Here is an 18,798-nt window from a genome sequence, read left to right as displayed (position 1 = left end):
CCGCTCGGGGCGCGACGCTGTCGCGCGCAGAATGCCCATCGTTCCGGCCGCGCCGACGGCATGCACCACATCGACCCACCGCCCTTGCGCACACCACGCGCGGATAGCGCTCCCACTCCCCCGCCACTCATCCCATGAAGTCCCAGTAAGAAAGGTCCTTCGCCGCTTCCACTCCGAAGCAATCAGCGCGTCACGGACTCGGCGCTCAAAGCCATGCTATGACGCTCCGTCTTGATGGATTCGAGCATGACGCGTTTGTTCTCGCGGCTGCGGTGCGCGTGCTCACGCATGATGTTTTCGGCTCGAGAGGACTCCCGCCGCGTGATCGCACGCAAGAGGTCTTCGTGATCAGCCTGAGCGCGCAGTACATAGGGAGTCTCGAGCATGGACGGCGTGGAGGGCAGGGTCAACGCTGCCGGTCCGGCGAGCGGCGTCTTGTTGTTGTGCTCTAGCGCTGACAATAGCGCACGATTGCCTGCGGCCTGACAAATAATGTCGTGAAAACGCTGATTGATGCGCCCCCAAGCTCGGGCATCTACGAGCGCCTTGGGATCGCGGGCAGCAGGAGCAAGCAATTGCCGTCCGGCCTCGACAGTTTCAGTCAAGTTGGCCAACACATCCTCGGGCACGCCACGTTCGGCCAGCAGGCGAACAGCCATGCCCTCCAAGACACCACGAACCTCCACCGCATCACCAATTTCATCGACCGTAAACGCTCGCACGCGAAAGCCGCGTGACGGCAGCCGCTCGAGCAAACCCTCTGTTTCCAGCTCGGTCATGGCGATGCGCAATGGTGTACGGGACACCCCCAATCTTGCGGCGAACTGCAGTTCGACGATGCGTTCCCCGGGAGCGATTTCTCCCGAAAGAATCATGTCGCGCAATTCTGAAATGACCTTATCGATTTGAGCGGCCATGCAGTCTTCTCCTCTAACTAGGGACAGTGTATCGGCGGATTGCATGCAATGAGGGTTTTTTCTAGGTCACCAGGCTTGTTAAAACACATAATTGCATGCAATATAGAAAAAAAGGAGCAGTGGACGGGCTATTTCGCCGCCATTGCATGCAAAGCGTCGCTGGAATGTTTTTCAGGGCGTGAACTCGAGGAGACAAAATGAAGCTTCAAAGCTTCGTACACGCTGGTGCCCACGCCTGGGGCGTCAGGGAGGGCCAGCACATCCGCCTCATGACGTCCCATTGGCCCGATGTGGTCAGTGCCTTGGATGCGGGGTTGGATCAAATCGCCCGAGCCACCCAAGAGGCAGCCCCCTTGCTCGACGTTGCCGGGTTGCAGTGGCTGACTCCGGTAGTGGCACCGCGAAAGATCATCTGTGTAGGGCTCAACTATGGCCGTCATGTCCTGGAGGCCGGCCGAGAACTCCCCCGGCATCCTTCCGTGTTCATCCGATACGCAGACTCGTTGGTGGGATCGGAGCAGCCCGTTTGGCGCCCTCGCGCTTCGGAGATGCTGGATTTCGAAGCCGAGTTGGCTGTCGTAATCGGTCGTGGTGGCCGCCATATTCCAATGGAGCAAGCAAAGGCCCACATCGCCGGTTACACCTGTATGGCCGAAAACTCGGTTCGTGACTATCAAAAACACAACGCGCAGGTCACGCCAGGCAAGAACTTTGACCGTTCCGGAGCACTCGGCCCGTGGATTGTCACTGCGGACGAAGTACCTGATCCAGCCTCGCTACGAGTGCGCTCCTTCCTCAATGGCGACTTGATGCAGGACGGCAGTGTTGCCGACCTGATTTTCTCCATCCCTGCCCTGATCTCCTACATCAGCAGCTTTACGACTCTGGCCCCGGGTGACGTAATTGCCACCGGCACACCGGAGGGTATCGGCGCCACGCGTAAGCCGCCACGTTTCCTGAAACCGGGCGACGTATTCGAAATCGACATTCCCGGCGTCGGTCGGTTGGTCAACCCAGTGATAGATGAACCTCAATGCGGGCAGGACGTGGAATGAGCCAAACCATGCGGTATCTATCAGAAGCCGACGTAGTGGGTGCACTGGACATGCCGGCAGCAATCGAAGCGCTAGCCGCTACGCTGTCCTTGCAGGGACAGGGGCAAGCCCGCAATGTCCCAAAGGCGCTTGCGACGTGGGGAGAAGGCAGTTCAATGCACGCCCTGGGATCGGTGATCACCGGAGAAGACGGCGTCTGTGGTTTCAAAACCTGGGTGCATACGCGACAGGGGGGAGGGTCCATCTTCACTTTGTTCGATGCGGCCCGCGGGACACTGTTGGCAGTGATCGAAGCTCGGGCGCTCGGAATGTTGCGCACGGCAGCCATCACTGGGTTGGCCACCCGCACGTTGGCACCTGAAGCTCCACAGTGCGCCGCGTTGATCGGAACGGGCCCACAGGCCGTCACACAGTTAGCGGCGTTGGCCGCCGTCCGCACGCCGCAGTCTCTACGTGTCTATAGCCCAACTGCGGAGAAGCGAGAAACCTTCGTTCGGCAAGCACGAGAGCGCTACGACTTTGCGATAGAAGCCGTCGGGAGCCTGGAGCAGGCTCTCGATGGCGCACAGATTGTGACGTTGATCACCCGCGCTGAAGAACCGTTTGTCGATGCAGTTTCCCTGCGCGACTGCCAACACCTGAATGCCATAGGCGCCATCCTGCCGGCCCGAGCCGAGTTTGCACAAGACGTCTTCGACAGCGCAGATCTGGTCGTCGTCGACGACATCGAGAATGCACGCCGCGGATCGCGTGAGCTGCGTGAACGTTACGGTTCTGGCGCCGCCCCCTGGGAGGGGGTCGAGGTGCTGTCAGATCTGCTCGCCAGAAAATACCAACGTCCACCCGAAGCGCAACTGACGGTATTCAAGGCCATGGGCATGGGACTGTCCGATCTTGCCTTGGCACGCGTGGTTTACCAAATGGCTTGTGAAAGAAACCTGGGTCAACGTCTGACGCCTCAGACTCGCGAGAACCTGCTGTTATCGCGCTGATTTCGCCCCTCAAAAAAACTGGCGAGTTCGACTCGCCATCAAGCAAGGAGAACACCATGTTCGTGGACGTGAGCGGGAACTCGCCCCGCCAACAGACTATGTGGCCATCTATCGTGATTGCCAAAGAGGATATCGATCTGGAGATCGAGCGTCTTATCGACGCCGCGCGTCCTGATAATGGCCGCAGAGCAAGCCTCATCGTTCATCCGCTGGCTACAGCCCCCGGCCTGGGCCTTGCGCCCGGAACCGATGTCACGATCAACGTCGTCAATCCCGGAGAAAGCACCAGAAAACTGCGTAAGAACTCCAACATGCTGGAGATCTGTATCAGCGGAGAAGGCGTAGCAAGTGTCGGGGGCCGCACCTTCTCCATTGGGAAATGGGATGTATGGAACACGCCGTCCATGCAGGTACACAGTTACCGCAATGAGGGCCAAGTACCCTGGGTTCGACTCTCATACTCCAATGCCCCACTTCTGGAAAAGTTGGAAGTGCATTTCGTGGAGGAGTTCGACGGCGATGTACCACCATCGGATGCCAACACCACTCGTCGTGAAGGCCCGCAAGCCGGATCCGCGCGCGCGCGAGACCTGGCGCTCAATGCGCCGGTTGGCACGGAAGGCGCTCGTCTCCTCGGCTATGAATGGCTGATCGACATCGACGTATTGGAGTCCAAAGCTTTGCACTGGCCATATGCAAGCGTGGCAGAGCACCTCCCCTCCGTGGAGGACATCGCAAAGGGCTATAACGGCCGCCGTCTTTTTGTGCTCTATAACCCGGCGACGGAACGCAGGATTGGCACGACGCACAGCTTCTTCGCCACAATTTCCAGTTCGCCGCCCGACAACCATCATGTCCCGCACCGCCACAGCTCATCGGCCATCAACTATTACCTCCGCGGAGAGGGCTATAGCAAGGTCAATGGCGTGCGTCTTGACTGGAAGGCTGGCGATCTGATCTTGTCGGCACCGGGATGGGCAATGCACTCGCACCACACAAAAAACAGTACGACATCGTCGTTGACCGTCCAGGACCATCCCTTGCAGATCGCAATGGAATCACTGATCTGGCAGGAACGCTTGCAGGAACCCATCCTCGCGTTGGGCAGCCAGAGTGGATTCGAAAGCAATCGGGCGCAGCTTACTGCGGCCCGCTGACTCACTACGCACGGATACTTAACGCTATGTCGAAACATGACGAGCTCGATACTCGTGAACTGCGCGCTGCGCTTCGCGATCTCTACGATGACTATGCCTTCTGCTTGGACGAAGGCGACCTAGAATCTTGGCCCGATTTTTTTACCGAAGACAGCCACTATCGAGTCCTATCTCGCGAGAACCACGATGCTGGTCTACCGCTTGGCCTGATCTACTGCATGAACAAAAACATGCTCAAAGACCGAGTCACAGCATTGCGCGAGACGACGATGTTCGAACCGCGTTCCCTGCGGCACTTCATAAGCGGAGTGCAGGTGCGTAAACGGCGTGGCGAAGAGGTGGAAGCGCAGGCCAACTTTGCCATCATGGAGTCGCTGTCTGATCGGGAGCCCAGCCTGAACATGGTGGGGCGCTATCTCGACATCTGGCGGCAAACAAATGACGGTTGGCGTTTGGCGCGCCGCGACTGTGTCTACGACAACTATCGTGTCCGCACCTCGCTCATTGTGCCCATTTGATTCTGGAATCGACCATGTCCTGCACTCACAACGAATCTCATGAGGCTTGTGCCTCGCATGCGCCGGCCGCAGCCGAGCAACCCATTCATATCGAACGCCGGTGGCCAGACGGAGGGCATACCCGGATTCCAAATTGGGTATATACCGATCCGGCTGTTTTCCAGAAGGAGATGGATATCTTCTTCAACGGCAATACCTGGAACTACATCGGCCTGGAGTGCGAAGTCCCTGACATCGGCTGCTATAAGCGCAACTGGATCGGAACGAGCCCGGTCATCATGGTGCGCACCGAAAGCGGCGAGATAGCTGTTCTGGAAAATCGCTGTGCGCACCGCGGCGCCCAGATCTGCTGGCAAAACACTGGCAAAGTCGCAGACTTCACCTGTCCCTACCATCAGTGGAACTACGATCTGAATGGCAACCTGCAGGGCGTCCCGTTCCGCCGTGGAGCGATGGGCAAGGGGGGAATGCCACGTGACTTCGACCCCAAGAAGAACGGGATTCGAAAACTCCGCAGCGTCAATCGAGGCGGATCAATCTGGGCGACATTCTCAGACGAAGCACCGAGCTTCGAAGACTACTGCGGCGCCGAAGTGCTGGCAGAGATCGACCATATGTTGCCCGGGAAAAAACTCAAGCTGCTGGGTTACAGCCGCCAACTAATTCCTAGCAACTGGAAGATGTACCTTGAGAATCTCAAGGACCCGTACCACGCTACCTTGCTGCACACTTTCTACATCACCTTCGGTCTGTGGCGCGCCGATTCAAAATCAGAGTGCATCCCGACTGGAGGTGGGGCACATAGTGTAATGGTCTCGCACAACGAGGGTAAGAAAGTCACCGAGGCGACATCTGAGATGAGCCGCTTTCGCAATGACTTGGAGCTGCTGGACCTCGAAACCGTAACGCCGCGTGCAGAGTTCAACCGCGGTCGGGTAGGTGGTGCCTGGGTTTTCCCAGCAGCCCAGTTCGGCATTCAAGCCAATTCCCTCAAAACCCGCCATGTTATTCCTCGCAGCCCCACAGAACATGAGTTGGTCTTTACCTACTACGGTTACGAGGACGACGATGAGGAAATGACGCGTTTGCGCCTAAAACACGCAAACCTTCTTGGACCTGCTGGGTTTGTCTCAATGGACGATAGCGAAATGCTGACCCAGTGCCAGATAGGTGTCACGGGCTATCCCAACGAGCGCGGCGTCATCGAAATGGGTGGGCGTGATACTGAGCCCGCAGATTACATGGTTACGGAAGTTCTTATCCGCTCGTTCTACCAGTATTACCGTCAAGCGATGGGTTACTGATCATGGCGGAAGCAAAAACATGGCAGCCGGTAGCCCTCGTCAAAGACATATCTCCCGACACGCAGACCCTACGCGTAACGCTCGACGGCGAGGCGGTCTGCCTCTACAACCTACAAGGTCGGATCTGCGCCACTCAGGACAAGTGCCCCCATGGAAATGCCAGTTTGGCTGAGGGCTGGGTAGAAGACGGCACCATCGAGTGCCCGCTACATCAGGGTGTCTTTGATATCTCCAGCGGCAAGCCACAATGCCCCCCGGTAACGACCCCCCTCCGCTGTTACGACGTGCGCGTTGAGGATGGAACCGTGTTTCTCCTCGGCGATTCGGCATGAGCAATTCAAACACAATGCTGATCGTGGGCGCCGGCCAGACGGGCGCATGGGCGGCCCGCACACTACGGGAGCAAGGCCACACTGGCCGTATCGTGTTGTGCGGCGTCGAGCCGCACTACCCCTACGAACGCCCGCCGCTGTCAAAAGGCCTGATTACAGGAACCACCTCTACCAACGACATTGAACTGCTGAGCAAAGCAGAAATGCACACGCACGGCATCGAGTTCCTGCCGCAGTTAAGGGTCGAGATGATCGATCCCGCAGCTCGCCGCGTGCAATGCGCGGACGGCCGATACATCACGTACGAAAAACTCCTTTTAGCCACAGGTGGTCGCCCTTTCAGACCGCTCATCCCTGGCATTGAGCACTCCTGCGTGTTGCGCTCGATCGACGATGCAATAGCTTTACGCCAGGCGTTCAATGCCCGCGCACGGGTGGCGATCATCGGTGGCGGGTGGATCGGGCTAGAGGCGGCCGCGACCGCCCGTGCGCTGGGTTGCGAAGTCACGATAATCGAAGCAGCGCCACGGCTGTGTTCCCGCAGCGTCATGCTCCCGGTTTCGACATATCTGCAGCGCCGGCACGAAGCCGCCGGAGTCACAGTACATCTTAACTGCTGCGTTACCGGCCTGAGCCGCAGCGCCGCCGGGATCGAAACAGTGTTAAGCGCAGGCCCACCCCTCGAGGCCGACCTAGTCTTGCTGGCCGTCGGCATGACGCCTAATGATGAATTGGCACGCGAAGCAGGGCTGGACTGCGCTCGCGGCGTTCGCGTAGACGGCGCCTGCCGCACCTCTGATCCTCACATTTTTGCAGCGGGCGACGTTGCCTTGCTTGCTCACCCCCGATCAACCCAGGGCTTGCGGTTGGAATCTTGGCAGAACGCGCAAGATCAGGGCGTGGCGGCAGCACAGGCAATGCTGGGCCAGGACGTGAAATACACGCCCATACCGCTGCTTTGGTCCGAGCAATACGACCATTTAATCCAAATCTCCGGATTTCCAGGCCTAGCGCGTAGAACCATCTCGAAGCGCCTGAGCAACGGCGGACAACTTTTCATCGGTCAAAGCACCGAAGGCGCGGCGGTCGTCGCCGTCGGGATCGATGCCGGCCGCGAGTTCCGAGCAGCTAGAAAATGGGTCGAACAAAGCGCTGTCCCTCCTGACGATAACTTCCAGGTCTGCGATACAGAAATTGAGCATGGAGTACCGATATGAGTGATGCGCTTCTTCCCCTCCGCCAGCAAGCTGGCGAGCAGGTACTGAACTTCTTTGCAGCGCTGGATCAGCGCCGCCATGAGGCCGTTGCGGCTCTCATGGACCACGATGGCATCTGGCATCGCCAAGGACAAGCTCTGGTAGGCCCGGCAGGCGTAGCTGCAGCGTTGGCACAGCGCGATCCCGCGCGTGAGACTGCTCACATCGTCAGCAACTTGCGAGCTGAGATGACGGCTTCCGACCGCGTACAAGTGCATTTTTACCTAGTCGCCTACGACGGCCGCCGGGGCGATGAAGCCCCCCGCCTGGTCGCGATCCGCTCCTGCATGGATGAGTTGCGACTTACCCCCGAGGGATGGCGGTTCACCAGCCGGACCAGCAAACGTCATTTGCCACCTGAGCTGCGCTGATCTTTCTTCCCCTTTTCATCGAGAGCAACCATGGCCTTGAACGCCCTTACCGTTGACGCGATCGCGCACCGCCTGCACGAGGCTGAACGCACTCGTACGCAGATCCGCCAGATCTCGCTGGATCATCCTGATATGGACATCGCCGACGGATACGCTATCCAGCGCCGTTGGCTTGAAATCAAACAAGCCGAGGGGCGCCGTCTAGTCGGCCACAAGATCGGGCTCACATCGCGCGCCATGCAACTGTCCTCACAGATCGACGAACCGGACTTCGGTGCCCTGCTCGATGACATGATATTCACAGAGGCAGCGGCAATCCCCCGCGATCGCTTCATCGTCCCCCGGCTGGAGGTAGAGTTGGCCTTCATCCTCGACAGACCGCTGCGTGGCCCTGACGTCACGTTATTCGACGTTCTGGATGCCGTTCGCTATGTCATCCCAGCGCTAGAGATCATCGACGCGCGCTCCCACCAGATCGACCCCGAGTCACGCCGCCCTCGCAAAGTCTTCGATACGATTGCCGATAACGCGGCCAACGCCGGCGTGGTGTTGGGCGGGCGGCCCGTTAAAGTGAATGACATTGATCTGCGCTGGGTGGGTGCGATCCTCTCGCGAAATGCGGTAATCGAAGAGACGGGGCTCGCCGCGGGCGTCTTGAATCACCCCGCCAATGGCGTCGTTTGGCTGGCCAACCGGCTGTCCGACCACGACGTCGCTTTGGAAAGCGGCCAGATTATTCTCAGCGGCTCGTTCACGCGCCCAGTCTATGCCGAGCGGGGAGACGTTTTCTATGTCGACTACGGTCCTTTGGGCACCGTCAGCTGCCGCTTCGAGTAACTCCCATGCGCACCCCCGACAACACCTTTAAGGCTGCGCTATTGCGTGGCGAGTCGCAGATTGGCCTGTGGCTGGGCCTGGCCAATAGCTACGCTGCCGAAGTGGTCGCAGGCGCCGGTTTCGACTGGCTGCTCATCGATGGCGAACATGCTCCCAACACCTTGGACAGCATCCTGACACAGCTGCAAGTCCTCGCGGCATACCCACTAGAGCCGGTGGTACGACCCGCCTGGAATGACCCGGTGGAGATCAAGCGCCTGCTTGATTTGGGGGCTCGTACCTTACTCGTCCCCATGATTCAGAGTGCCCAAGAGGCGGCAGCTGCCGTAGCGGCCATGCGTTATCCACCTATGGGAGTACGAGGCGTAGGCAGCGCCCTGGCCCGGGCATCTCGTTGGAATCGGTTACCCAGGTATTTGGCCGAAGTCGAAGCGACTATTTGTACGTTGGTGCAGGTCGAAACACGCCGCGGCATTGAGGCACTGGACGAGATCTGCGACGTGGACGGCGTGGACGGAGTATTTATCGGGCCGGCAGATCTGGCGGCAGACTACGGCTATCTTGGTCAGCCAAATCACCCCGTGATCCAGGAGACCATAGAGAGCGCCATTGCCAGTATTCGCAAAGGAGGCAAGGCAGCAGGAATCCTGACAAGCGATCATCAACTCGCAGAACGCTACATCCAATGCGGCTGCGCTTTCACTGCGGTCGGTGTGGACGCCACGCTACTAGCACGAGCGGCGACAGATCTCGCTGCACGCCACGGGCGCTCAGCCTCAAGCGGCACCGCAGGCATCTACTAACCCCAAAGGCTGAAACTCATCGGCCGCTCATAAACACTAAGGCCGGGATAAGGCCAATACCCGAAATCGAGGAGACTAAAGCATGAAACGCACCAAATCCCGCGCTGCCTTATGGGCGGCCAGTATCGTAAGCTGTATGGTCTTCGCCTCGCCCAGCAGCGCGGAAACCTGGCCCAGTCGCTCCATTAACATGATCGTGCCCTTCCCCGCAGGCGGAGGTGCTGACACTCTCGCACGGCTAATGGCCGGGCCCATCATGCAAGAACTGGGCCAGACGATCGTGATAGAAAACCGACCTGGAGCGGGGGGCAACATTGGTAGCGCCACGGCCTCGCGTGCCGAACCTAATGGCTACACCTTGGCCTACGCGACCAACGGCACACAAGCTATCAATCACTGGCTCTATAAGAACACCGGTTTCTCGCGCACCGATTTCGAACCCATTTCGAGACTAACAACAATTGCTGCCGCCGTTGTCGTCAACCCCGACGAACCGTACCAGAATCTGACTGATCTCTTGGCTGCCGCAAGAGCCAAGCCCGGTGTCTTGACCTGTGGCTCCGCAGGCAATGGGACCACGTCCCATCTGGCCTGTGAGCTGCTAAAACAAATGACGGGGGTTAATATCGTCCACATCCCCTACAAGGGGGGGGCTGCCGCCATGACAGATCTCATGGGAGGGCGACTCTCGCTCCTCATCGATGTCATGCCCAATGTGGCGCCACAGATTAAGGCGAAACGTCTGCGTGCATTGGCCGTGACGACCGATGAACGGTTAGCCTCCAATCCTGATATCCCGACGGTGGCGGAGGCAGGCGTTCCAGGGTACTCGTTCTTTGCTTGGGACGCCCTCTATGCACCTAAGGGCACTCCGTCAGCGGTACTGGACAAGATGAACGCGACAGTAAGAAAAGTCTTGGCTGACCCGACGGTTCGCGCACAACTGGAAGAACGGGGCGCTCAACCTGCACCGACCACCCGCGAAGGCCTGCGCACCTTTTCGAATGAGGAATATGAGCGCCTGGGCAAGCTGGTGCGGGCATCGGGTGCTGTTATCGACTAAACGCCGCTGCGAGACCGGGCGACGTCCGTCGGAAACGAACTGCCAGATCGCTCCTCGGGCCCCGTCTTCTGGGGGGATGCTCAAGAGAACTTGAGCGTCTCCTCTAAATGTGTCGCAAGGGGGAAACTCGCCAGATGCCGTGAATCAAAGATCGCGAATCCAGCACGAGCGCCAGCTATACGCCCCAAGCTTTCGGTAGCCCGAGCAGAGCTGCCCGTAGGCCGAACCGCGGTCTCCCTCGCATCCGATAAAACTGGCGAAAATCCCTACACGAAAATGTATGACCCATCGAATTTCCCGGCAGGACTACTGTAATTTCTCCAATCCAAATCGGCACTGAAAACAGGGTTATGGTCGCACTGCCCCTAAGACTCGTCCTCGACACGACAATAAAAATACCAATCCAATCAGTCGTATTTAATCCGATCAAAATAATGGTCGCGATGATACTTCAAGTACTCTTTACTGATTTCGTGCCCTTTTTTCACTGTAAGAACACCGTCAGCACCAACCAACGTCATATCCTCTTCTATCGAGAAAGCACCTAGATCGAACATCACATGATGATTTGGACACAAGGTAATGATGTTTTCTGGGGTATCTGGACCATTGTGGGGGTTTCCTAACGGTCTAATATGGGCAGCCTCTGCATAGGGCCCAGACGCCGTCATAAGCCTCACATTGCATACCTGACAGTGATAATCATAGTGTCGCTTGATTTCCTTAGAGCACGTCGTATCACGCACTACCCTTTGCGCGATGACCAACTTACGCTCTGGCTTTGGATTACCTGCGCCCAAAGATACGTCAGCCTCAGTCTTGGTCGAAACATCGAATACACCATCAATCTTTTCAAGCCGAAACCGCCACACTCTAAATCCGCTTTTTCCGATTTCATGCCAATGACTTGCGACTGTAAATAAGCCATCGTATCGGTAACCATGTTTGGGAGAGAATTTGCTCTTAGGGTCTTTTCCCCTGATCACACGGAGTGGCAGACCTTCTTTTTCACTCACAGCTAACGCCAAGTTACCTCGAGTTAGCTCTTGGTCTTTGACATGTTTACCCGAATCATCTCGCCCTCCCTGACCGGTATAAACAATAACGTCCCCCATATCCTCATCATCTTCGTAGCCTCCCGAGATAACAATAGAATCGGCACCAACAGATCCTGGTCCAGAGATTCCTCCCATTGCCGAACGGTGGACCCCAATCAGATTCATTTGTTTATAAGAATCGAAAGTCGTTCCAACCGAAACGCCTGGAACATGCCCGAAGATTTGCTTAGATTTCATTTTTTAGCACACCGATGCCATGGCCGTACGCTTAGCAGTTTCTGGCCGACTCTTTAAGTCATCCAATCGATTACGTGGACAGGCCAGCATCCGCTCCGTTCCATTTACCATTTCCACGTGACGAATACCTGAGACCGTAGCATCAGGCAAGAAAATTCGAACAGGTTTCCCAGATTACATGACAGAGCGCCCCCATCTAACCAACTAGATATTATGATATTGCACAGTACCAAGCAAATTTATATTTTATGTAGCTCAAATTATTTTTTGTTTTTCTCAGAAGCCTCAACTGCACTGATAGCAGTCGCAGAAATTAAATCCTCAACGCTCGCACCATCTGCAATACCGTACCGCTCCCGAATCAACCACGGCACTCTACGCTCCCAAAGCACCCCACTACCACGCATACAACGCGAATACCCGGGCCATTCTTCGCTTTGGCCGCATCACCTGAGCCACGTTCGCTGAGTCATTACATGTCCTTCGTATCCTGGTCGAACAGTACGGTCTGCTTCTTTGCCTTCTTTCCGCGACCGGCGTGTTCCGGCACGCGAAAGAAGTCGCTGGCAGGGCGACGGCCTTCGCGCTTTTGTGGTCGCGTCGCATCTTCCGTGCGCCGGTGAAACTTCGGCTCATCGAATGAGCGAACTGATGATGGGCGCTTCGACAGCTTTGATTTGACTCATACTGCATCCAACGCTACTTCATGGCGAACGCCATCAACCAACTCTCTGAGGCTGGGTGAGCGAGGGTTATCAAGGTCGAGGTGCGGTGCAATAGCCTCCGCCCAAGCATACTTGTCCGCGCCAGTCACCAAATGCTTGTTGACCCCCAAAGCATCGGCCAAAGTCTCCCATGCGCCAACTATCGCGTCTGGCTCGATATTGCGGAGCCTCTGCACTTTGGCCTTCGGAAACGCAGCAAGAATCGCAGTTTCGTCCGCAATGAACCAACTTTCGGTTTCCTCTATGGCGAGACGAAATAGCACCCGTCGAGGCCGCGTTGGTAGCTGCTCCAGCATTGCTTGTAGGCTGGCCAATAGCTCATCGCGGGGAGTGTCATCCGCGTCCAGGACAACAAGTACGCAAGAGTCATCACCTAGATACCGACCAAATCCGCGCAGTTTTGCAGGAAGCTGCTCCAACAATGCTTGATGCTTCGGGTCTGGTTGTGCCAACACATTTCCCGGCAACTTTCCACGCCCTTTGTGTGGATGAATCCGAAAGTGCGTGTCTTCTTCCAGGTTAAATTTGCGAGTCAGAATCTCCCGAAGGGTCGGCACGTCAGAGCCGCCCTCGACCAACACTTCGAAGTAGCTCATGGGTTACCGATGCCAAAATGATTGCTGAACCACAGGCTGCCCATCGGGATGCCCTCCTCGAACATGGCACGAACTCCCGGAATGTCTGCCGCGCGAGTCAATCGACTGTATCCATCTTCTCCCTTGTCCAGAATCCAGACCTCTTCTGGCGATAGGGCATCGACGAAATTCGGCGCATGCGTAGTAATCAGAACCTGTGGCCCCTTTGATTTTCTTGCGAAGTCCTTGAATTCAGTGGCAAGGTCGGCCAAGAGCTGGTGATGCAGGCCGTTCTCGGGCTCTTCAATACCAATCAATGGCGCAGGGTCGGGGTCTTCCATCATCAGCAGATACGCGAGCATCTTTAGCGTACCGTCAGACATATCCTGCTGATAAAATGGCTCTGCATATCCTTTGGAGCGAAATGCTAGTAAAAGCCTCTTGTCGGGCGCTTCCACTGATGAAATTTCAGTAATACCCGGAATTTTCTTAGCGACACGATTCAGCATCAATCGGAAATTTTCAGGGTTTTCGCGGGCGATATACTGTAGATACTTGGCCAAATTTTCTCCGGTACTGTCCAGATGCGGTTCTGCACCAGAAATCGGCTGAGTTCGAGCAAGTTGTGGGACAAAGTACGACAAGTACCATCCCGACAAAAAAGCCCGGAACGAGGAAATTCGAGGGTGGTCAGCCAAAGTACCAAGCGTTGCGATACCGAGAACCTGACGGTCACTCATCTTCACATCGTCATGGCGCGTACCTTCCTGTTCCGTTGTGGCTTCCCCGGCCCACACGGTACCAATGCCATTTTCAATTTGCAGAAAGGAATGGGGCCACCCTGAACTCTGACCCTTGCGCCTTTGACGGAGACGCTCATAGACCACCTGTGCACGACCATGCTTATCGCAATTAATGTGCAGCGAATAGCTAATCGGTCGCGCGTCCGAATTTTGTCGATATCGAATCTCAATCTTTATTGGCTCAGTCACACCTTGCGTGCGCAAGCGTTCGAACCCGCCGCGATGCGGCTTATCGCAAGCCGCCTGCACCCCTTCCTGTAGACAGTCACCAACAAATCCCAACGCATCCATCAGGCTGGATTTTCCAGAGCCATTTGGACCGATTACCGCCATAAGGCGCGGCAAGACTTCTTTGTCATTGTCGAATGTCTTACCCAAAGTGACGTTCTGCAAGGCCCGGAAATTTTGGATTTGAATCCCTTCAAGGATGGGCATTACGCTATCTCCACAATACGCATCAACTCGTTGCCACGTTCATCAATCACCTTGACCGCGATGCGATGACGCGCCCCAAAGACAAACGGCTCGCTCGTGGTGCCTGCCAAGTGCGACCACACCGACTCATCGCAATCAGCCCTGAGAGAGTTTTTCAGATTGTCCCAGGTGCTGGTTTTAGGGCAAAACACCTGCGAGGCATAGAAAAAACCGAGGGGTCATCGTCAGTGCCCAGCACCCAGCAAGATAGGCTGTTTTTCAAATAATTTTTCCCTCTTCAGCCTCTCCGCATCCTTTGCATACCAAAGCAAATAATTAACGAGCGTAGCGATGGCACAAGTTGCAAATCCCGATGTCGGTTGAAAGGTGGCCAGGGATATAAATTTTTTAGCGTCAAATACCTCGTCTATTATTTCACGGAAGTGATGGATTTTGTCGTAGCTCCCAAGTGTCACAATAGGTTTTGACCATTTCCGGCTCGCGGGTCATCTCGTTATCCGCGCCGTCCTTTACATCGCGCTTCCGTACGAACGGCTGAAAATTCGAGCCGAACCTCACCCCGTATGCAGGATCTATATAGACCATCTGCATCTGGCCGTCCAAAGTTTCAAACTGCTGCATAGAATTCATGACCTGCAGGCTATCGCCCAGAATCATGCGGTTCTGCCACTGCCCCTTGTGCTCATAGGCATCAAGTCGGTAGGTCATGTCCAGTTGCGAGTCGCCACACAGGTCAAGGATGGTACTTTTAGCCCTGCGGTTCTTGATGCCGTGTAGGATGGCTTTGGTCGAATGCCGTTCATGCACGAACAGCGGGATGGTTGGCTCGCCGAGTTGATGCCGTTCAGTTGTGCCAGCCCAGGTCAGGAAGGGTTGAGAGAGGGTCTGCAACAAATGTGCTGCAGCCTGGAAAGACTGCACTTGAACCCCACCTCCTTTCCAGACTTGCGGCGACTGAAAAACCGCCGCTTCGCCTTCCTCCGCACAGCGGACAACCACGCCAATCAGCCACTCGCCAAGCTCGCGCTCACGATTCCCATCCCACGACAGCGCCGGGTCCAGCCTGGAGTCGTAGCTATAGACCCGGTTCGGCCTTTTGATGCTGAACTGGTTCTGGACACCTACGTCAGGCCGTTGTACCGCCTCTTGTTTATGCTGGTGTTGGGCTGACTTATGCTGGGGTTGGGCTGACGTATCGCTCACCGGGGCTCCTTTATCCCATCGCTGATCATCGCACTAACCTCAGATAATAGCGTAAGCCCCTGTCAAGTAGACACCGTCTGATAGACGATCGGAGCGAGGGTTAACCGAGGCATGAATTGCACCACCGGGAGGCCACCCCGCGATTCGTGTGGGCGGTACTGGTTGTAATCGACCAGCCATTGATCGGTAATCGCTTGGACCTGCTCAAGATTGGCGAACAGGTGCGCGTCGAGCACCTCGGTTCGATACGTTCGATTAAAGCGCTCGATGAAGGCATTCTGATTTGGCTTGCCAGGCTGGATACAGCGGATCGCTATGCCCTTTGCGCCAGCCCATTCGGTAAAGGCTTCTGAGATCATCTCCGGACCATTATCCAGGCGTATTGCGGTAGGCGACCCATAGCAGGCGATCAATCGGCCCAAGACTCGAATCAGGCGTGCCAAAGGGATGGGCACGCCTACCTCGATGGCCAAGCACTCCCGGTTCGCCTCCTCGATCACGTTCAGAGTTCGAAACCGTCGGCCGCAGTAAAGAGCGTCGTGCATGAAGTCGAGCGCCCAACAACGATTAGGCTCTGTGGCCAGATCCAGTGGCTGTCGCAGCCGGTCGGTTAGCCGTTTTTTGCAGCGTCGAGGCGAATTCACACCCATGTCGCAGTACACCCGATGAACGCGCTTTTTGTTCCAGCCACGGCCGCCGAGCTGCAGCCGGGTAAAACACTTCCAGAATCCCCAGCGCCCATGCCGAGTCTCAATAGCATTGAGAGCATAAATAACTTGGGCATCCCGCTCAGATGCCGGCATTGGTTTCTTGAAGTACGCCGCCCGCGATAGGCCGGCAATCTGACAGGCGCGCGTGATTGAGAGCTTGGCTTGTACCGGCTGTTCCATCACTTCGCGCCTGGCCGACGGCGTCAAGATTTTCGATTCAAGACATCCTTGATCGCAGCATTCCTGTGCCAAGTCGGAAAACATGCGTTTGAGCTTGGCGTTTTCAGTTTCCAGCTCGCGTAGCCGTTGCAACTCGGAAACTTGCACGCCGGAGAACTTGCTCTTCCAAAGGTCATACGTGGCGTTGCGGATGCCATGCTTACGGCACAACTCGGCGACCGGCATGCCGGCTTCGCCTTTCTCCAGCACAGCAACGATCTGGCTCTCGGTAAATTTGCTTTTCTTCAAGGGAATCTCCGACTCAGGGAGGCTCCAAAATTCTACCGATTGGTGTCTACCTGAAGGGGGAGCTTACGGATTGCACTTAACAATTGAAAATCTACAATGCCAACCGCGATGCATAGTAGTCGCTCATCACACCCTCTATCCTCGATAGAATTCCCCTAAAAGCATTGAAGTCTATCTCGTCGGCATATTTCTCAACGACTTCTTTAGCAAAGATTGCCTTACCATAATGAGTACCTGTGTCGTGCTCATCGCCCGGGTCAAATGCCTTGCCTTCGACCGTTCGCAATTTCACTGCATCGTCAAAAAAATCCTCAATTGTCGATGGTTTTTCGCCATGCAAAAACGGCGTCAAGACCAAGTAGAGATTCTCGCCCAAGCGAAAAAAATCACCACCCCTATCGACAGAAATTTTTGTCCTCTTTAGTGCATAGCTACAGACCGCATTAGCCCCCGAATCATTATCCATCATAATAATTACCGGATGTTTTAATCCGGCAATAGGGTGCGTGGGAAACTGTCCAACCTCAGACAAATAGGCATGAGCAAATTTTTGAAAATCTCCGCCCCCACCGCTTAGCCCAAGAATTCTTCCTGTACTAGAGTCTGCAAACTTATAAAAACGTACGTTGTGTTGAAATTTATTCTCGCCGGTCTGCTCACCCAGCTTAGGGTACTTAGCAGCCAGTTGCCGCACAGCATTCTTCAGATAAATAATATCTGTCTTACCCTCGCAAAGCACTACCGGTCTCTCGGCTAGAAAAAAGTCCTTATACAGCAAAAATTTCCTGTAAGTTTTTTCTTTCTCGGAAAGCTCTTCGAGCCTTAACCCGTGCTTTCGGATGTTGTATTGATCCACTCCATCTATAAAACCCAACATGCCATGCAATTGGGGGAGCGAGCCCGGCTCCTCACTTGACACAGCGCCTGCTGCTGTCGCGGCCACTTTAGTACTCGGAACTGCAAACTGGCCGGTCGTAAATAGTCGATGCACCATCGCACGGACTCTACGACGATACTCGCTACGCACGTTAACTTTCCGATTAACGACCAACCCCGTGACAGTTTGACGCGAATCGCAGTATTGCATTCGAGTTTTCTTAGTATTTAATGAATAATTATTTGCACTAAGGACAACCTCAAGCTCGGCCCCAACAACCCAAGCATGAGAGTCTGGCTCTCGCATAGCAATGGCTTGTGGAAATTCTTTTTTGTTGGTGGAAAAAGTAATATCATCCGCATAGCGGGAATAGCGACATCCATTTTTCGCAGCTAACCCAGCAAGCCGCACGTCTAGAATGTGGCCTATGAGATTAGATATTACTGGGGAGCATGGACTACCCTGCGGCAGGGTGTGGTTTCTGCAGGCAATCTGCGCCAGGATAGTCGCCACATTCGGATTCAACTCGAACCGATCGTCCTTAATTAAAAACCCTCTTAGCCGACCAAAGTTTATCGAACCGAAAAAATCAGATATATCAATGTTGAACACAAAGCGCTTGGCACGGTGCGTCACCGCGTTAGTTACGATTCCTTTTTTCCTTAGGAAACCATGCGCCATATCGTCTTTATATAGCTTTTTTTCTCGCAACTCATCCAGACAGTTGAGCAACAAGACAGACAGGTTGCGCTGAAGCTGTTTTAGTCTGGGGTCGGGGGCAGCAATCGAGCGTGTGCCACCACTTCTTTTAGCTATTTCAAACGTTTTATACTTTTCCTCATCCTCTGCTATGTACAGCAAGTAGGACAACTTATTTGGTTTGAAATTTAGCAGCGTCGCCACATCATGAAGGTTTTTAGCTTCCTTCAGCTTCTGTAACTGCGTCATCTTTGATCCGTGAGGGTGGCCTACAGGCACTCCTATGCGCTATGCGCAGACACCACATGATGGACTCATGAGGCTTAATGGGACCGACAGGAGCAATGCACCTGCCATTACTGTCACATGCCACGAAACGATGGCAAAAAATCTGCCTGTAGGC

General features: G+C 55.5%; 18 protein-coding genes. 11 read left to right on the top strand and 7 right to left on the bottom strand.

The window, feature by feature from the left end:
* Positions 1-182: 182 nt before the first annotated feature.
* Positions 183-917 (bottom strand): GntR family transcriptional regulator, encoded by a 735-nt coding sequence (locus tag CAL22_RS03880; RefSeq protein ID WP_094810517.1) that lies wholly within the window; start codon positions 915-917, stop codon positions 183-185.
* A 197-nt stretch (positions 918-1,114) separates the two neighbouring features.
* On the opposite strand from CAL22_RS03880, the gene CAL22_RS03875 reads away from it, so the two are divergent.
* The 11 genes from CAL22_RS03875 to CAL22_RS03825 all read left to right on the top strand — a co-directional run bounded on the left by CAL22_RS03875 (position 1,115) and on the right by CAL22_RS03825 (position 10,605).
* On the top strand, positions 1,115-1,972 hold the full coding sequence (locus tag CAL22_RS03875) for a fumarylacetoacetate hydrolase family protein (protein WP_094810515.1): 858 nt from the start codon (positions 1,115-1,117) through the stop codon (positions 1,970-1,972).
* Positions 1,969-2,964 carry an ornithine cyclodeaminase family protein gene (locus CAL22_RS03870; RefSeq protein ID WP_094810513.1) on the top strand — a complete coding sequence of 332 codons (996 nt, stop codon included), beginning with the start codon at positions 1,969-1,971 and terminating at the stop codon, positions 2,962-2,964. Before CAL22_RS03875 ends, CAL22_RS03870 begins: the two co-directional genes overlap by 4 nt.
* A gap of 56 nt (positions 2,965-3,020) precedes the next feature.
* Positions 3,021-4,121 (top strand): cupin domain-containing protein, encoded by a 1,101-nt coding sequence (locus tag CAL22_RS03865; RefSeq protein ID WP_094810511.1) that lies wholly within the window; start codon positions 3,021-3,023, stop codon positions 4,119-4,121.
* A 26-nt stretch (positions 4,122-4,147) separates the two neighbouring features.
* Complete coding sequence (locus CAL22_RS03860) at positions 4,148-4,639, top strand: aromatic-ring-hydroxylating dioxygenase subunit beta (RefSeq protein ID WP_094810509.1); 492 nt, start codon at positions 4,148-4,150, stop codon at positions 4,637-4,639.
* A 14-nt stretch (positions 4,640-4,653) separates the two neighbouring features.
* Entirely contained in the window at positions 4,654-5,943 is a 1,290-nt protein-coding gene (locus CAL22_RS03855; RefSeq protein WP_094810507.1) for an aromatic ring-hydroxylating dioxygenase subunit alpha, read from the top strand.
* A 2-nt stretch (positions 5,944-5,945) separates the two neighbouring features.
* Positions 5,946-6,275, top strand: a complete 330-nt coding sequence (locus CAL22_RS03850) for a non-heme iron oxygenase ferredoxin subunit (protein WP_094810505.1) — start codon at positions 5,946-5,948, stop codon at positions 6,273-6,275.
* A complete protein-coding gene (locus CAL22_RS03845) occupies positions 6,272-7,492 on the top strand; it encodes an NAD(P)/FAD-dependent oxidoreductase (RefSeq protein ID WP_094810503.1) in 1,221 nt (406 codons plus the stop codon). Before CAL22_RS03850 ends, CAL22_RS03845 begins: the two co-directional genes overlap by 4 nt.
* The gene (locus tag CAL22_RS03840) at positions 7,489-7,902 is read left to right on the top strand and encodes a nuclear transport factor 2 family protein (RefSeq protein ID WP_094810501.1); all 414 of its coding nucleotides are present in this window, start codon (positions 7,489-7,491) and stop codon (positions 7,900-7,902) included. The genes CAL22_RS03845 and CAL22_RS03840 overlap by 4 nt, the downstream gene beginning before the upstream one ends.
* A gap of 30 nt (positions 7,903-7,932) precedes the next feature.
* Positions 7,933-8,739, top strand: coding sequence for a 2-oxo-hept-4-ene-1,7-dioate hydratase (gene hpaH, locus CAL22_RS03835; protein ID WP_094810499.1), 807 nt, complete (start codon positions 7,933-7,935; stop codon positions 8,737-8,739).
* A gap of 5 nt (positions 8,740-8,744) precedes the next feature.
* On the top strand, positions 8,745-9,542 hold the full coding sequence (gene hpaI, locus CAL22_RS03830; RefSeq protein WP_094810497.1) for a 4-hydroxy-2-oxoheptanedioate aldolase: 798 nt from the start codon (positions 8,745-8,747) through the stop codon (positions 9,540-9,542).
* A gap of 82 nt (positions 9,543-9,624) precedes the next feature.
* Positions 9,625-10,605: a Bug family tripartite tricarboxylate transporter substrate binding protein gene (locus CAL22_RS03825; protein ID WP_094810495.1), complete on the top strand. Its 981-nt coding sequence runs from the start codon at positions 9,625-9,627 to the stop codon at positions 10,603-10,605.
* Positions 10,606-11,012: 407 nt separating this feature from the next.
* On the opposite strand, the gene CAL22_RS03820 is transcribed toward CAL22_RS03825, so the two are convergent.
* From CAL22_RS03820 to CAL22_RS03795, 6 genes are all read right to left on the bottom strand, one after another.
* Positions 11,013-11,900, bottom strand: coding sequence for a YDG/SRA domain-containing protein (locus tag CAL22_RS03820; RefSeq protein WP_094810494.1), 888 nt, complete (start codon positions 11,898-11,900; stop codon positions 11,013-11,015).
* A 682-nt stretch (positions 11,901-12,582) separates the two neighbouring features.
* Positions 12,583-13,221, bottom strand: coding sequence for a DUF4276 family protein (locus CAL22_RS03815; RefSeq protein ID WP_094810492.1), 639 nt, complete (start codon positions 13,219-13,221; stop codon positions 12,583-12,585).
* Positions 13,218-14,438 (bottom strand): AAA family ATPase, encoded by a 1,221-nt coding sequence (locus CAL22_RS03810; protein WP_094810490.1) that lies wholly within the window; start codon positions 14,436-14,438, stop codon positions 13,218-13,220. The genes CAL22_RS03815 and CAL22_RS03810 overlap by 4 nt, the downstream gene beginning before the upstream one ends.
* A gap of 414 nt (positions 14,439-14,852) precedes the next feature.
* Positions 14,853-15,641, bottom strand: a complete 789-nt coding sequence (locus tag CAL22_RS03805) for a hypothetical protein (protein WP_094810488.1) — start codon at positions 15,639-15,641, stop codon at positions 14,853-14,855.
* 62 nt (positions 15,642-15,703) lie between these two features.
* Entirely contained in the window at positions 15,704-16,819 is a 1,116-nt protein-coding gene (locus CAL22_RS03800) for an IS3 family transposase (RefSeq protein ID WP_094810486.1), read from the bottom strand.
* Between the two features lie 91 nt (positions 16,820-16,910).
* On the bottom strand, positions 16,911-18,644 hold the full coding sequence (locus CAL22_RS03795) for a retron Ec67 family RNA-directed DNA polymerase/endonuclease (protein ID WP_094810484.1): 1,734 nt from the start codon (positions 18,642-18,644) through the stop codon (positions 16,911-16,913).
* Positions 18,645-18,798: the final 154 nt, after the last annotated feature.

Source organism: Bordetella genomosp. 12, assembly GCF_002261355.1.
Classification (GTDB): Bacteria; Pseudomonadota; Gammaproteobacteria; order Burkholderiales; family Burkholderiaceae_B; genus Bordetella.
The sequence above is the reverse complement of the archived record's forward strand: the minus strand, read 5'-3'. Positions and strand labels throughout refer to the sequence as shown.